We start from the raw sequence: 12,759 nt of genomic DNA, 5'->3' as shown, positions 1-12,759 counted from the left end.
CTACCAGTGGACGTTCGGTTCGGAAGAACGACCCTCGGCGGCTGCGACCGCTACAGATAGCCGCGCTTGTTCAGCAGTTCGCCGTTCAGCACGCTCGCACCGGCGGCACCGCGCATTGTGTTGTGCGCGAGGCAGTTGAACTGGACGCCGTCGGTCGTCTCGCGGAAGCCGCCGACTGCGACGCCCATGCCATCTTCGACGTTTCGGTCGAGGCGAGGCTGCGGACGGTCCGGTTCCTCGAACACAGTGATGAGTTTCTCCGGGGAGGACGGCAGGTCGATACCGGTAACTGCCTCCATCGCGGCTTCGGCATCGGCCGCGGAGATATCTTCAGCGGTGTCGGCCCAGACGTTTTCGAGGTGGCCATCGAGCGTCGGGATGCGATTACAGGAGGCGGCCACATCCATCTCGTTGAGGTGGACCTCCGCGCCGTCGAACGAGCCCAGCAGCTTGCGCGATTCGGTCTCCATCTTCTGCTCTTCGCCGCCAATGTGCGGGATGGCGTTGTCGATGATTTCCATCGACGAAACGCCGGAATAGCCCGCGCCCGAGACGGCCTGCAGTGTCGAAACCCGCACGTCTGTCAGGTCGAACTCGCGGTCAAGGCCGGCCAGCGGCGGGACCATCGTAATCGTCGAGCAGTTGGGGTTCTTCAGCAGCGCGCCGTCCCAGCCGCGCTCGTCGCGCTGGACTTCGAGGAGGTCGACGTGGTCAGCGTTGACCTCGGGGATGATGAGGGGCACATCCTCGTCCATTCGGCCGTTCGAGGAGTTCGAGGAAACTGTGTAGCCGGCCTCGCAGAACTCCGGTTCGACCTCCGCGCCGACGCTCGACGGGAGCGAGGAGAAGATGAGATCGACGTCGTCGGGTACCGAATCCGGGTCGGTAGCGCGGACTTCTGACCCAGCCACGTCCTCGGGAATCGGGGAGTCGACGCGCCACTTGGCGGCGTCCTTGTATGTCTCACCAGCGCTCGCGTCGCTGGCGGTCAGTGCTGCGATTTCGAACTCGGGGTGGGGGTCAAGCAGTTGGATAAGTCGCTGCCCGACTGCGCCCGTCGCACCGAGCACACCTACGCGTACAGTCATCGCTTGACACACGGCTATGGGTGGTCAAAACAGTTTGGATACGAAAGCGGTACCACTGCCCTCGTAGGATTACTCGCCCTCAGTATCCTCGAACACCCACTCGATGACGCGGGCCTCCACGAGGTCCCGCTCTTCGACGTAGGGGTCGTCGCGGTTCGCCAGCGTCTCTTCGGCCTCGGCGCGCATCTCGGCTTCGATTTCCGTGTGGTCCGGCTCGTCCCGGATGTCGTTCAGCAGCGCCTCGAAATCTTCACGGAGGTCGAAGGAGGCGCGGGCGGCGTTACACCTCGACAGCGGGCTCATCCCGGTCTCCAGCACGAGGTCCCGCACTGTCTCCCAGTCGGAGCCACAGAAGTAGATGGACACCTCGCCCACGATGTCCTGCCAGGCGATAGGGTCTGCGTGCTTGAGTAGCGGGACCGCCCGCGGCGGCAGATCGAGACGGGTCGCAGTGTCCGGGTTCCCACACAGACAGCAGGCCTTCTCCGTCTTCCCCGTGTACATGTGCGGATATTGGACTGGGCGTATTTGGGCCCATCGACGCTATACTGCCCCAATGGGCGCAGTATCTACGCCTGACCGTCCATTACAGTCACAAAAAAGCACGGCCAACCCCGACAGCCCGTCACACCGGACAGGAACGTTTTAATCGCCGGACCGGCCACACTGCGGTATGGATACCGCCGAGCGACTCGATCTGGTGACGCGACACACCACAGAGGTCGTCACCGAGGACGAACTGCGGACGCTGTTCGAGGAGCGCGACCCGTCGGCGTACATCGGCTACGCGCCGACTGGCGAGATGCACATCGGGCACTTCACGACGATGCGAAAGCTCGCGGACTTCCTGCGGGCCGGCGTCGACGTGACGGTCCTCATCGCGGACCTGCACGCCCACCTCGACGACAACAAATCACCCTTCGACCTGCTCGATGCCCGCTCGGCCTACTACGAGACGGCCATCGAGGGCATGATTGAAGCGGCCGGGGCGGACCCCGAAGACGTGACCTTCGTCCGCGGGACCGACTTCCAGCTCGACGAGGAGTACACACTGGAGATGTACCGGATGGCCGCCGAAACGACCATCTCTCGCACGCAGCGCGCGGCCAGTGAGGTCGTCCGCGAGTCCGAGAGCCCGAACCTCGGCGGGCTCATCTACCCGCTGATGCAGACGCTTGACGTGAAGGCACTGGACGCCGACATCGCCTACGGCGGTGTCGACCAGCGCGGCATCTACATGCTCTCGCGCGAGATTCTGCCCGACCACGGCGGCGAGTCGCCGATCTGCCTGTTCGCGCCGCTGCTGTCGGGCCTTTCCGGCGGCAAGATGAGCGCCTCCGACGAAACGTCGAAGGTCAACCTCACCGACAGCCCCGATGAGGTCGACGAAAAGATCAATCAGGCGTACTGCCCAGCCGGTGAGGTCGAGGAAAACGGCGTACTGGAGTACCTCAATCACCTCGTCTTCCCGATTCTGGAGGTCCGCGACGAATCGTTCGTCGTCGAACGCCCGGAGGAGTACGGCGGCGACCTGACCTACGAGAGCTACGACGAGGTCGAATCGGACTTCGTCAGCGGCGACCTCCACCCCGCCGACCTGAAGCCCTCGGCCGCCAGCGCGATCTCGGACGTGATCGACCCGGTCCGAGAGCGACTGAGCGACGAGGAAGCGCTACTCGCCGAGGCGTACCCCGAGAAGTACGGCGCGGAGTAACGCCGTCGACCGATGCCGTCCCCCGACCAGAGCGCCGACAGTAACGAACCGGCGCGCTCCCGGGCCGCCGTCCGCCGGACGTACGAGGACATCGGCGACCACTTCTCGAAGACTCGCGAGTACGCCTGGCCGGAGGTCGAATCGTTCGTCGACGACGCCGGCGGCGTAGAGACGGCACTCGATGTCGGCTGCGGCAACGGCCGCCACGCGGAACTGCTCGCGGAGGTCGCTGACAGCGTCGTCGGCCTCGACGCCAGCCGCGCGCTCCTACAGGCGGCGACCGACCGTGTCGGTGACAGCGTCACGCTCCTGCAGGGTGACGCGACCCGCCTCCCGCTCACTGCCGCATCTGTCGACGTCGCGGTGTACGTCGCAACGTTACACCACCTCCCGTCGCAGGCTGCCCGCCGCGCCAGTCTGGACGAGTTGGCCCGCGTACTCGCGCCGGGCGCTCGGGCGCTCGTCAGCGCGTGGAGCACGGTCCACGACCGCTTCGACGCCGACTCCGATTCGGATGTGGGCTTCGACACGACCGTCGACTGGACGCTCCCCGGCGGCGAGACGGTCCCGCGGTTCTATCACATCTATACGCCGGCCGAATTCGAGCGCGATGTCGCCGACAGCGACCTCCGTCTCGTCTCGCTGGAGCTGTCAAGCGGCAACTGTTACGGGGTTGTCGAGCCAGAAGGGAAACGCACTTAATTGCCTTCCATCTATGGATGTGTACGTTCGCACTCGGGCGGAACAGTCCCCTTCGGGACAGCGTCTCTGCGCGAGTGAGCGGCGGTGGTGAGCAAATCCCACGGATTTGCGAACGACGCCGCGCGCGAACGAAGTGAGCGTGCGGCGGTGGTCTAGTGGTAGGACCTGAGCCTTCCAAGCTCATGGCCCGGGTTCAAATCCCGGTCGCCGCATTCTGTGAGGAACGAACGTGACGAGCGGATGCTGTACAGAGTGATTTGAATCACGCGAGGCGAGTGAAGCGAGTCTCGCCATCAGGTTCAAATCCCGGTTGCCGCACTTCTCCACAGATACTGGCGACCAGCGAGGCGTTATCAGGCGTTTTGAGCTTCGCCGGAGTCTCTCAACCGACTTCGGAGCCACCTGACGCCCTCACTCTGGTTCGCCGGCAGCCGCTTCAAACTCCTCCCAGTCGTCGCCCATCCATTCTTGCAGGCGGTCGGTGACGCCGGCGAAGTCCTCGCTGTCCTCGAAGGACTCGACGACGACCCAGCCGTCGCCGTTGCGGTCGTAACCGAGGCTGTAGCCACGGTCGCCGTTGATGATGACGACGAACGCGGCCACCACGTCGAGGTCGGGGAAGAACCCGACCGGCGCGAACCCGTAGTCGTCGTGTTGGGCTTCGAGGGCCGAGATCTCGCTCGTCGAAAGCGGTCTGTCCGGCAGTGAGTCCGTCAGTTCGGTCATTACGTCGCAGTCGTGTGGAGAGGACTGAAAACGTTTCGAGGGGGATTCGGTCAGTGACTCCCAAAGTGTGACTGAAACATAACTTCGGCCAACATTGAAGTGTTACCATGACTTTTGTTAACATGGAGCTTCCTACGCTCCCGGCGGGAACGACCGTCGTACCATCCGGGATTGGCATCGGCGGACGATCATCGCCGGTGGAGGCTGGCCACTCCACCGGCCACGTATCGCTTTGAAACTAACGGCAGACGGAGCAGCTGACACCTCACCCCCACCCCACCACTTTCTCTGCTCCCGTTTTTCGCCGTACTTTCGACACACTGGTTCGGGTACTGACGTGACAGCCCCGGCGAGGCCGGTGGGGTTTTCTGCCAGTACGCGTAGCGTCGGGTATGGACGCCGCGCGGCTCCCTGGGACCAGCGGACCCGAGCAGATAGTCGCGCACGTCGACATGGACTGTTTCTACGCCGCCTGCGAACAGCGTCGGGAGCCGGCACTCAGGGGCGAACCGCTCGTCGTCGGCATGGGCTACGAGAACGGCGCGACCCACGGGGCCGTCGCAACAGCGAGCTACGAGGCCCGGGCGTACGGTGTCGAGTCGGCGATGGCGATCTCCGAAGCACTAGAACGGCTCCCCCGCAAGGTCGAGGCCGTCGAGGACCCGGCCCTGGACGTCGAGGACGCTGGGTTCTACCGCCCGGTGGACATGGATTTCTACGAGTCCGTCGCCGCGGATGTCAGGGAACTCCTCCACGCGGAGGCGGACGTCGTCCGCGAGGTGAGCATCGACGAGGCGTATCTGGATATCACCGACCGCATCTCCTGGGAGAACGTTGCGTCGTGGGCAAGAGATCTGAAAGACACCATCGAGTCAGCAGTCGGGGTGGTCGCGAGTGTCGGCGTCGCACCGACGATGAGTGCCGCAAAGGTGGCTAGCGACCGCGACAAGCCGGACGGGCTGGTTATCGTCAAACCCGGGACCGTTCGGGAGTTCTTCGCCGATTTGCCCGTCGAGGACGTCCATGGCGTCGGCCCGGTCACCGCCAGGGAACTCGACTCGGTCGACATTCAGACGGCGGGCGACCTGGCGGCCGCCGACCCGGAACTGCTGGCCGAGCGCTTCGGCGAGCGCGGCCGCGAGATACGCCGCTACGCCCGCGGCGAAGACGAGCGCTCGGTGACACCGAAAGGCGACCCCAAGAGCCTCTCGCGGGAGTCCGCGTTCACCGACGCGACGGCGGATATGGAGGCCAAATGTCGGCAGGTCCACACCCTCGCCGACGCTGTCGCTGACCGCGCCCAGCGGAAGGGCGCGCGCTACCAGACCATCGGTATCAAGGTCGTGACGCCGCCCTTCGACGTGAACACGCGCGCCCGGTCGCTCCCCGGACCGGTCGAGGAACCCGACCTTGTCAGGCGCGTCGCGCTGGACCTGCTCGGCGAGTTCGACGACGACCCGGTTCGGAAGGTCGGGGTCCGCGTCTCGAACCTTGATTTCTCGGCCGGCGAACAGGCTAATCTGGACGGGTTCGGCGGTGATTCTGGAACCGAGGAGACGAGCGATGGCTCCCGCGCCAGCAACGGCGCGGAGATGGTCGAGAATCGGGACGAGGGACAGGTCGGCCTCGGGACGTTCGCCGAGAACGACGAGGGCAGCGAAGGTCCCGGAGATACGGCGAACGGAGAGTCGGATACGAGCGAACCGCACGTCTCACTCCCGCCCGGCCAGACCACCCTCGCGGATTTTTAGGGCCGCTCAGGCAACACCGTGTTCCAGGTTCTCCAACAGTTTCCCGACGAACAGCCCGGCCCGCGGCGAGATGGTGTCGTCGGCCGGGACCGCGGTGGGATGCGCGGCCAGCGTCTCGACGAACCGCTGGCTGTGGGTCATTGCGTGTAACATGTCGACCACGTCGACCACCAGTCCCTCGTCGCTGGTGTCCATCCCGGCGTAGCGCTCCTTCTCGGCCTCGGAGTAGGTGATCGTCCAGGCCGGGCCGCCGGCGGTCGCGACGATATCGTCGAGCGGTGCCACTTCCAAGGGACCGTCGTCACTCCCGACGTACACAGTCCCGTCCTCGACGAACGTCTCGTATCTGTCCATGGACAGCCCCACCGAACGGCTATGTCAAGGTGTCCCATCGCAATAGCCGTTACCCCTCCCTACGTTCCGTCGTGAACCTGTACCACAGTTGACGGTCGTCTGACGGAGAGTTATGGGGCCTGCGCGTCTCCGTTCTGACAGAAACGCATGGCAGAGACCGAACAGATAACTGTCGCGACGACGAGCGCGGGGCCGGGTGGGACCGGGGAACCGGGAGAGACGGTCAATCTCCCGGTGGTGGAACTGCTGACCGGCCGGGGGTTCATCACCGGCAAAAGCGGGTCCGGGAAGTCGAACACGGCGAGCGTCGTGGCCGAGAAACTGCTGGACAACGGCTTCGGCCTGCTCATCGTCGACATCGACGGCGAGTACTACGGCCTGAAAGAGGAGTACGAGATCCTGCACGTCGGCGGTGACGAAGAGTGCGACATTCAGGTCACGGAAGACCACGCCGGCAAGATCGCCTCGCTGGCGCTGGAACAGAACGTCCCCATAATTCTGGACATCTCCTCGTTCCTCGACGAGGAAGAGGCCGAGACGCTGCTGACCGAGGTCGCCAAGCAGCTGTTCGCCAAGGCGAAAAAGCAGAAACAGCCGTTCCTGATGCTCGTCGAGGAGTGCCACGAGTGGATGCCGGAGAAGGGGTCGATGGGTGAGGTCGGGAAGATGCTCATCAAAATCGGGAAGCGCGGCCGGAAACACGGTCTCGGCATCGTCGGTATCAGTCAGCGCCCGGCCGACGTCAAGAAAGACTACATCACCCAGTGCGACTGGCTGGTCTGGCATCGCCTGACCTGGAACAACGACACGAAGGTGGTCGGGCGCATTCTCGACAACAAGTACGCCGATGCCGTCGAGGACTTGGACGACGGTGAGGCGTTCATGATGAACGACTGGGCTGAGCAGGTCAGCCGGGTCCAGTTCCACCGCAAGCAGACGTTCGACGCCGGCGCGACGCCCGGCCTCGACGACTTCGAGCGCCCGGAGCTCAAGTCCGTCAGCGACGACCTCGTCTCCGAACTGGAGACCATCAGCGACGAACAGCAGGAGACGGAGGACCGCATCAAGGAACTCCGCGAGGAACTGGACAAAAAGAACTCCCGCATCGCCGAACTGGAGGCGGAACTGCAGGACGCCCGAGACCTCTCGCGGATGGCCGAGCAGTTCACCGAAGCGATGCTGGATCAGGCCGAGGACTACAACCCCGGTCGGACAGAACAGGAAAAGATGCGCCGCCAGCGCGAACGGTTCGCCGAGCAATCCACGTCGGACGGCGACGCAGACACCGATAGTGAGACGGACACTGACGGTCCTGACGAGCAGCCTCCGGAACCGGACGAGACGGCCGACGCCACGTCCGGCGGCGGGTTCGGTGACGCGTTCAGTGCCTTTGCCGAGGACGGGGCCGCGATGAACGGCGGCAGCGCCAGTGGCGGTGCAGACGTGAACGGTAGCAGTGCGGACGCTGAATCGGAGTCGGATGCCAGCAGCGCGGATGCGGAACCGGCGTCGAACGGTCACGCTGAAAATGCCGACGTAGCGGCGAACGGGAGCGTTGCAGGCAACGGTGCGGCGACCGTGTCAGTCAACGGCCAGGCTGAGACAGACACTGCTCCGGCTGATGACGAAGACCTGAAAGCGGCCATCGCCGAGGCCGTCGAAGCTGAGCAGTCGGACGAGGCAACTGGGTCCGCTGCAGACGAGACGCCGTCCGATGTCGACGGCCCCGCTGTCTACGCCGATCTTCGAGCCGACATCGAGGAACTGGACCGAAAGACCCGCCGAATGCTCGCCTACTACCGCGAGCAAGGTCCTGGGACGCCATTGAATGCCCACTTCTCGGCGGGCGGCTCCGGCGACCGGACGGCAGCCTACGCGCGAAACAGGGAACTCCGCCTCCGCGGACTGGTCGAACACGTCGGCCGCGGGAAGTACGACGGACGGTTGGCAGCACTGGTCCGAGAAGAGAGTGACCGCCGACTCGAGGCGGACGAGGTCGAGTCGGTCGTGTCCCGGCTTGAGTCGGCGTTTCTGGACGGGGACAGCGACTGAAAAGCCAGTATCGCGATACCGGCGATTTTATAGCAGCGGTTCGACGAGGTCTTCGAGCGCGGCGCGCGGGTCATCAGCCTTCGCAACGCCGCTCGCCAGCAGGACGCCGGTCGCACCGAGGTCGCTCGCCGAGACGAGGTCTTCCCCGGTCGAGATGCCGGCCCCACAGAGCACGTCCACGTCGCCGTTGACGCGAGCGGCAGCGTCGACCGCGCCGGTCACGATGTCCGGGTCGGCCTTGCTGACGGGCGTGCCGGTCCCGATGAGCTCTGGCGGCTCGACGGCGACGCCGTCGGGGTCGAGCGCGGCGGCCGCGCCGATCTGTGCGGGGTTGTTCGCACAGACGATAGTTTCGAGGTCGGCGCGGTCGGCGGCGTCGAGCGCTCCGTCGATGTCTGCGAGCTTGAGTCGGTTCTCGGAGTGGTTCAGCAGTGTGCCGACGGCACCGGCGTCCGCCGCGGCTTCGGCGAGGGTACTGCCGGTGTGGCTGCCGTGTTCGACGGCGCTGACGTGCTGGGCCCACGTCTCGACACCGGTCTCCGCCACAGCGCTGATCTGTGCGGCCTGTGGCGCGACGGCGACACGAACGCCGGAATCGTCGCTCACGTCAGCAGCGGCGGTCGCTACTTCCACTGGATCACATGGGTACGCCTTCAGATTGACAAGGACGAACATACGAAACGCACCGGCTGCTGTGGGGAAATAGGTTGCGAAGCCGCCGTTTGGCGTCCCTACCACTGTGCCGTCGTTCCATCTCAGTCCACCGCTTGGGGATGACAATTATTACGCTTCAGCCGAGACAAGAAACGAGACAAGCCGTGACAGCAGGGGATGACGACACACCGACCGTTCTGATAGTTGAAGACGAGCAACATCTGGCCGACCTGTACACCGATTATTTATCCGAGCAGTATCACGTGCAGACGGCCTATAGCGGCGAGGAAGGCTTGGAACTGCTGTCGCCCGACATCGACGTGGTGCTGCTCGACCGCCGGATGCCGGTCGTCTCCGGCAACGAAGTGCTCGCACAGATCGAGGAGAAAGGCCTTCGGTGCCGCGTCGCGATGGTTACCGCTATCGACCCAGACTTCGACATCATCGAGATGCGCGTCGACGACTATCTCGTCAAACCCGTTACTCGCGACGATCTTCAAGAGGTCGTCGACCGACTGTACAAGATCCGGGAATACAACGACAGACTCCGGACACTCACGTCGAAAAAGCTCAAGCGTAACGTCCTCCGCGTCGAGAAGACCGACCGGGAACTGCAGGACAGCAAACGCTACCAGGCGCTTCAAGATGAGATCGAAACCATCTCGTCGAACGTCGAGTCACTCGCCGACGAACTCGACGTCGAGGAAGGAGACCTCCAGCTGTAGCTAGTCCTTTCGCTTCACGACGTCGCCGAGCGTGTACTCTCCGTCGCTGCTGCCGCCGGACCATTCCGTCTCGTCGGCGCTACCGCCGGCGCTCAGGGAAATCCCAAGTGCGCTTTCGAGTTTCTTCTGGACGTCGTCGCTGGGCAGTGAGTTGCCCTGTTCGAGCTTCCGGATCAGGCTCGCCTTCTCGTTGAGTTGCTTGGCGAGTTCCTCCTGGCTGAGACCCTGGGATTCCCGACCCTTGCGGATTCGGTCGTGGTAATCCTGTGCGATCTCGTCCATCTCGTCGAACATATCCCGACGGCGGCCACTCGACCCGCCACCACCCGAGGAACTCGACGAGGACGACGAACTCGACGACGATGATGAGGAGGACGACGTCGAGTACTTCGTCGACGTGGACGACGTCTCCTCCGTCTTGACTTCCGTGCCGAAGTCGGTACACTCGTCACAGACGTCGAGTTCGGCTCCCTCGATTTTGACGCGGTTCGGAGACGAAACCTCCGTTCCGCACATCTCGCACTGAACCATATGGACGGCTTGGACGGGGCGCGGTATAAATGGTGCGCTGGCTACTCCAGCGCGGCCATCGCGTGATAGAACCGCTGGACGGCGGTAACGTGCCCGACGACGGCGAACACGACCAGTAGCCAGCCGACCAGCGTCAGCCCGGCGAGTGCGGTCGGAACGAACGCCGCGACGCCTGTGACGACACCGACGAGTGCGAGCCGGTCGGCGCGACCGAGCAGGCCGCCGTACACGCGGTCGAGGCCGACCGCCTGCGCCTGCGTCCCGAGGTATGAGGTCATCAGGACGCCGGTGACGGCGGCAATGCCAAGCTCCCACTGGCTCACACCGGCGGCGAGGCCGACGATGATGCCGATGTCGGCGTAGCGGTCAAGCACGTGGTCCAGCAGGTCACCGCCCGATGATGCGACGTTCAACTCCCGTGCGAGCGCGCCGTCAACGAGGTCGAGCCAGCCGTTCAGAAAGACGAGGACGGCACCGCCGAGATACAGCATGGGTTCCCGCGCCGCGACGGCGTACACCCCGCCCGCACCGAGGGCCAGCAGGAACGCGATGACGCTGACGCCGTTGGGTGAGAGGCCGGCCACCTTGGCGGCGCTGACGAACGGCCCGAGCGCGCGGTCGGCCAGCGGGCGGAACTTATCGAGCGTCATAGCCAGTCGATGTAGGAGACAGTCCCTGCGCTCGGCTCGCGCTCGCCGGCCACGACCGCTTGGATTTCACCCGCCACCTCGTCGGGGTCCCGGTCCGTCGTCTCGATCTCGTAGACGGAGTCCATGCCGTGCTCCTCGACGGCTTCCCCGAGGATAACGTCGAGCGCTTCCGACTCCGCGTTCTCGTAGGCCTTCGAGTCGTCGTCGCCGCGCTCGCGGAGCCGTTCGACGATGGTTTCGGGGTGCGCTCGCAGCACAATCACCCGGTCAGCGTCGAAGTGATGCGCGAGGTGGGATTCGAACAGCACGTCGTCGCGGCTGTCGAGCCACTCCGACAGCCTGTCGAGGTCGGCGACGAGGCTCCCCCGGTCCTCGTCGATTCCCGTCGAGAACCCCTCCTCTTTGATAACGTCGTTAAGGTGGAGCACGTCGAGGTCGGTGTCGAGATGCTCGGTCGCGGTTGTCTTACCCGTGCCCGGCGTGCCGGTGACGGCGACTCTCACGCCTCGACCACCTCGATGACCTCGTTCAGTACCGAAACGGCGTGTTCGGTGTCCTCACGGGTACCACAGGTGATTCTGATACACTCGGGCAGCCCGAATGAGGAGCAGTCGCGGATGATGACGCCCCGCTCTTGGGCGGCATCCGCGACGGCTGACGCGTCGCCGACCTCTGCGAGGATGAAGTTCCCCGCACTGTCCCAGGTCGGCGCATCAAGTTCCGCGGAGATGTACTCCCGCGCCCACGCGGCGGTTTCGACGGAGCGCTCAACGTGTTCGTCGTCGTCAAGCGCCGCCAGCCCGGAACGGCAGGCGAGTTCGCTGGCCGAAAAGGGCGTGTTGATACGGGCGTAGGCGTCGGCCCAGTCCTCCGGGACCACCGCGTAACCGAGCCGAACGCCCGCGAGCCCGTAGGCCTTCGAGAACGTACGCAGGAGCGCGACGTCGTCGCGGTCGTCCAGTAACGACCGCTTACCCGGCCGTTCGGAGAACTCCCCGTAGGCCTCGTCGACGACGACGAGGGTCTGTTCGTCGGTTTCCTCGGCGATTGTCCGGACTGCATCGGTCGTGAACTCCGCGCCGGTCGGGTTGTGCGGACTGGTGAGGTAGACGATTCGCTCGCCGTCGTAGTCTTTCAGGACGGTATCGGCGGTCTGTGCGAAGTCGTCCGCCTTCGAGAGCGTGTACTCGTTGACCTCGCCGTGGTGATAGCGGGCGCTCATCGCGTAATATGCGAAGCCCGGCGACGGGACGAGCACGTCCTGGCCGGGGTCGAGCATGGCGCGGGCGAGGCAGTCCAGCGCCCCGTCGCCGCCGTTGCTCAGCCACACCTGTTCCGGCGTTACGTCCCACAGCGCCGCCAGCTCGTCGACGAGGTCGGCGTGGGAGGCCTTCGGATAGGAGTGCATCCGCTCGGCCGCCCCGCGAATCGCCTCGACGGCTTTCGGGCTCGGCCCGTACATGTTCTCGTTCGACGCCAGCTTCACCATGTCATCCGGGTTGAGACCGAGTTCCCGAGCGACTTCCTCGATACCGCGACCTGCCCGGTAGACAGTGTGAGCGGAGAGGTCCCGTGGTTCCATGGCTGTGCAAAACGGACGGGGCGGCTTAAGCGTGCTCACATCGGGCGTGGCCGTGGCTCCCTAGCCAGACCCGTAGAAATCCGCTGGCGGCTTCCCGTGAGAAACCCGTCGATGACGGGTAAGGCACGGAATAGCACGCTCCCCACCGAAGCCCTGTCAGTCAGTGGTAATGAGCGTTACGGTGAACCGCTGTTCAATCGCCAACAGCTGTAGCCACCGAAAACGGTAAC

The 12,759-nt window shown here is 64.6% G+C and carries 14 protein-coding genes and 1 tRNA gene; 6 read left to right on the top strand and 9 right to left on the bottom strand.

Annotated features, from left to right (window positions below; translation table 11 throughout):
* Positions 1–50 precede the first annotated feature (50 nt).
* Both asd and C444_RS12405 read right to left on the bottom strand, forming a co-directional pair.
* Positions 51–1,088 carry an aspartate-semialdehyde dehydrogenase gene (gene asd / locus C444_RS12410; protein WP_004593217.1) on the bottom strand — a complete coding sequence of 346 codons (1,038 nt, stop codon included), beginning with the start codon at positions 1,086–1,088 and terminating at the stop codon, positions 51–53.
* Between the two features lie 69 nt (positions 1,089–1,157).
* Positions 1,158–1,592 (bottom strand): hypothetical protein, encoded by a 435-nt coding sequence (locus tag C444_RS12405; RefSeq protein ID WP_004593216.1) that lies wholly within the window; start codon positions 1,590–1,592, stop codon positions 1,158–1,160.
* A 169-nt stretch (positions 1,593–1,761) separates the two neighbouring features.
* Here C444_RS12405 and C444_RS12400 point away from each other — a divergent pair, with 169 nt between their 5' ends.
* The 3 genes from C444_RS12400 to C444_RS12390 all read left to right on the top strand — a co-directional run bounded on the left by C444_RS12400 (position 1,762) and on the right by C444_RS12390 (position 3,716).
* Positions 1,762–2,802 (top strand): tyrosine--tRNA ligase, encoded by a 1,041-nt coding sequence (locus C444_RS12400; protein ID WP_004593215.1) that lies wholly within the window; start codon positions 1,762–1,764, stop codon positions 2,800–2,802.
* Between the two features lie 12 nt (positions 2,803–2,814).
* Positions 2,815–3,504, top strand: coding sequence for a class I SAM-dependent methyltransferase (locus C444_RS12395; protein ID WP_004593214.1), 690 nt, complete (start codon positions 2,815–2,817; stop codon positions 3,502–3,504).
* A gap of 141 nt (positions 3,505–3,645) precedes the next feature.
* Positions 3,646–3,716 (top strand) — tRNA-Gly (locus C444_RS12390).
* A gap of 199 nt (positions 3,717–3,915) precedes the next feature.
* Here C444_RS12390 and C444_RS12385 read toward each other — a convergent pair.
* Positions 3,916–4,230: a hypothetical protein gene (locus C444_RS12385; RefSeq protein ID WP_004593213.1), complete on the bottom strand. Its 315-nt coding sequence runs from the start codon at positions 4,228–4,230 to the stop codon at positions 3,916–3,918.
* A 392-nt stretch (positions 4,231–4,622) separates the two neighbouring features.
* Between C444_RS12385 and dinB the strand changes: the two genes are divergently transcribed.
* A complete protein-coding gene (gene dinB, locus C444_RS12380; protein WP_004593212.1) occupies positions 4,623–5,981 on the top strand; it encodes a DNA polymerase IV in 1,359 nt (452 codons plus the stop codon).
* Between the two features lie 6 nt (positions 5,982–5,987).
* On the opposite strand, the gene C444_RS12375 is transcribed toward dinB, so the two are convergent.
* Entirely contained in the window at positions 5,988–6,335 is a 348-nt protein-coding gene (locus C444_RS12375) for a hypothetical protein (RefSeq protein WP_004593211.1), read from the bottom strand.
* Positions 6,336–6,482: 147 nt separating this feature from the next.
* Here C444_RS12375 and C444_RS12370 point away from each other — a divergent pair, with 147 nt between their 5' ends.
* Positions 6,483–8,387 (top strand): helicase HerA domain-containing protein, encoded by a 1,905-nt coding sequence (locus tag C444_RS12370; RefSeq protein WP_004593210.1) that lies wholly within the window; start codon positions 6,483–6,485, stop codon positions 8,385–8,387.
* Between the two features lie 27 nt (positions 8,388–8,414).
* Here C444_RS12370 and tpiA read toward each other — a convergent pair whose 3' ends face one another.
* Positions 8,415–9,062 (bottom strand): triose-phosphate isomerase, encoded by a 648-nt coding sequence (gene tpiA, locus C444_RS12365; protein ID WP_004593209.1) that lies wholly within the window; start codon positions 9,060–9,062, stop codon positions 8,415–8,417.
* A 98-nt stretch (positions 9,063–9,160) separates the two neighbouring features.
* Here tpiA and C444_RS12360 point away from each other — a divergent pair, with 98 nt between their 5' ends.
* Positions 9,161–9,766 (top strand): response regulator transcription factor, encoded by a 606-nt coding sequence (locus tag C444_RS12360; protein ID WP_004593208.1) that lies wholly within the window; start codon positions 9,161–9,163, stop codon positions 9,764–9,766.
* Here C444_RS12360 and C444_RS12355 read toward each other — a convergent pair whose 3' ends face one another.
* The 4 genes from C444_RS12355 to hisC are packed head-to-tail and all read right to left on the bottom strand — an operon-like array spanning position 9,767 to position 12,529.
* Positions 9,767–10,297, bottom strand: a complete 531-nt coding sequence (locus tag C444_RS12355) for a multiprotein bridging factor aMBF1 (protein ID WP_004593207.1) — start codon at positions 10,295–10,297, stop codon at positions 9,767–9,769.
* Positions 10,298–10,338: 41 nt separating this feature from the next.
* Complete coding sequence (locus C444_RS12350; protein WP_004593206.1) at positions 10,339–10,947, bottom strand: CDP-alcohol phosphatidyltransferase family protein; 609 nt, start codon at positions 10,945–10,947, stop codon at positions 10,339–10,341.
* Complete coding sequence (locus C444_RS12345) at positions 10,944–11,450, bottom strand: adenylate kinase family protein (protein ID WP_004593205.1); 507 nt, start codon at positions 11,448–11,450, stop codon at positions 10,944–10,946. The genes C444_RS12350 and C444_RS12345 overlap by 4 nt, the downstream gene beginning before the upstream one ends.
* Positions 11,447–12,529: a histidinol-phosphate transaminase gene (gene hisC, locus C444_RS12340; RefSeq protein WP_004593204.1), complete on the bottom strand. Its 1,083-nt coding sequence runs from the start codon at positions 12,527–12,529 to the stop codon at positions 11,447–11,449. The genes C444_RS12345 and hisC overlap by 4 nt, the downstream gene beginning before the upstream one ends.
* Positions 12,530–12,759 lie beyond the last annotated feature (230 nt).

Origin of the sequence: Haloarcula japonica DSM 6131 (genome assembly GCF_000336635.1) — an archaeon.
In the GTDB taxonomy this organism is placed as follows: domain Archaea; phylum Halobacteriota; class Halobacteria; order Halobacteriales; family Haloarculaceae; genus Haloarcula; species Haloarcula japonica.
The sequence above is the reverse complement of the archived record's forward strand: the minus strand, read 5'-3'. Positions and strand labels throughout refer to the sequence as shown.

What these genes read in the sequence shown, in the direction of transcription:
- C444_RS12355 (WP_004593207.1), bottom strand. Translation starts at nt 10,297, where the DNA reads ATGGTTCAGTGCGAGATGTGCGGAACGGAGGTTTCGTCTCCGAACCGC.
- C444_RS12370 (WP_004593210.1), top strand. Translation starts at nt 6,483, where the DNA reads ATGGCAGAGACCGAACAGATAACTGTCGCGACGACGAGCGCGGGGCCG.
- tpiA (WP_004593209.1), bottom strand. Translation starts at nt 9,062, where the DNA reads ATGTTCGTCCTTGTCAATCTGAAGGCGTACCCATGTGATCCAGTGGAA.
- C444_RS12375 (WP_004593211.1), bottom strand. Translation starts at nt 6,335, where the DNA reads ATGGACAGATACGAGACGTTCGTCGAGGACGGGACTGTGTACGTCGGG.
- asd (WP_004593217.1), bottom strand. Translation starts at nt 1,088, where the DNA reads ATGACTGTACGCGTAGGTGTGCTCGGTGCGACGGGCGCAGTCGGGCAG.
- C444_RS12385 (WP_004593213.1), bottom strand. Translation starts at nt 4,230, where the DNA reads ATGACCGAACTGACGGACTCACTGCCGGACAGACCGCTTTCGACGAGC.
- C444_RS12405 (WP_004593216.1), bottom strand. Translation starts at nt 1,592, where the DNA reads ATGTACACGGGGAAGACGGAGAAGGCCTGCTGTCTGTGTGGGAACCCG.
- dinB (WP_004593212.1), top strand. Translation starts at nt 4,623, where the DNA reads ATGGACGCCGCGCGGCTCCCTGGGACCAGCGGACCCGAGCAGATAGTC.
- hisC (WP_004593204.1), bottom strand. Translation starts at nt 12,529, where the DNA reads ATGGAACCACGGGACCTCTCCGCTCACACTGTCTACCGGGCAGGTCGC.
- C444_RS12360 (WP_004593208.1), top strand. Translation starts at nt 9,161, where the DNA reads ATGACAATTATTACGCTTCAGCCGAGACAAGAAACGAGACAAGCCGTG.
- C444_RS12395 (WP_004593214.1), top strand. Translation starts at nt 2,815, where the DNA reads ATGCCGTCCCCCGACCAGAGCGCCGACAGTAACGAACCGGCGCGCTCC.
- C444_RS12400 (WP_004593215.1), top strand. Translation starts at nt 1,762, where the DNA reads ATGGATACCGCCGAGCGACTCGATCTGGTGACGCGACACACCACAGAG.
- C444_RS12350 (WP_004593206.1), bottom strand. Translation starts at nt 10,947, where the DNA reads ATGACGCTCGATAAGTTCCGCCCGCTGGCCGACCGCGCGCTCGGGCCG.